The organism is Acinetobacter sp. ANC 4636 (genome assembly GCF_054454555.1).
On sequence record NZ_JBTKVD010000047.1, the window covers coordinates 1 to 1,019 of the forward strand.

Genomic DNA, 1,019 nt, shown 5'->3' on the forward strand with positions numbered 1-1,019 from the left:
TTTAATTGCTGTTGGGCCAGATACTGAATGCGTTCTTTAGATTGATCTAAAGCTTTACTACCAGTGTTCAGTTGAGCCTGGGCTAATGTTTTAATGACTTTGATAAGCTGATCATTCTGGCTTTGGTACGCCGTGATTTGATGATGAGATAGTAACTTTATCGTTTGCAAGTAAGTCTGTGCTTCTTGAACTCGCTCAACAATATGGTTTCTGATCCCAGCGATTACTTTACTTGGCGTGTCAAAAGAACGATGTGCAACTTCATCTAAAATCGTCTTGTCTTTCTCATGCCCAATCCCAACCCAAATTGGCACTGAACGCTTACAGAGTAGGGCAGCAAGATCGTAATCATTTAAATATGCTAAATCATTAACGGCGCCACCCCCGCGAATAATCACGATCAGATCTGGTGGAGCTTGGAAATCTTTTGCCCATTGACGAAGGCCAGCGCCTAAAGACTCCATAATACTGGTTGCTGCAGTATTCCCCTGGAAAGTTGCCGTATGATAAACAAAATGACAGGCACCAGATCTTTCTAAGGCATCTGCATCTTTTCTAAAGTCACCTAAGCCTGCTGCATTTTCAGGAGCAATCACTAGAACATTCTGAATATCAAAAGGTGCAGGTAGAGATTTATTCTTATCAATTAAAAATTCTTGTGTTAGACGCTCAATGATCTGCTGATAACGCTTGGCGATATCACCTAAGGTAAAAGCTGAATCAATGTCTTCAACATTTACTGAAAAACCATACTGGGGATCAAACTTGGCTCTAATCTTGATGAGAACGTTTAGATCACGTGCGAGTTCAATACCGCTTTCACGCTCAAACTTCATAACAATTTTGGCGGCCATGAATTTCCATATCGTGGCCTTACAGCTCGCAATGACTTTATCTGTATCAGCTTCTTTTTCTGCAAGCTCTAAATAATAGTGGCCAGATTTGACGCTTAAATTGCGGATCTCTGCCTTCACCCAAACAGGTTCATCAAATGTCAGGCGTATTATGTCCTGTACAGT

The 1,019-nt window shown here is 41.2% G+C and carries 1 protein-coding gene; it reads right to left on the bottom strand.

All coding sequences use genetic code 11. The annotated features are described in order from the left end of the window. Positions 1–1,019, bottom strand: a 1,019-nt coding sequence (gene xseA, locus ACX1N5_RS15715; RefSeq protein WP_458803579.1) for an exodeoxyribonuclease VII large subunit, incomplete at both ends; no start/stop codon positions are given.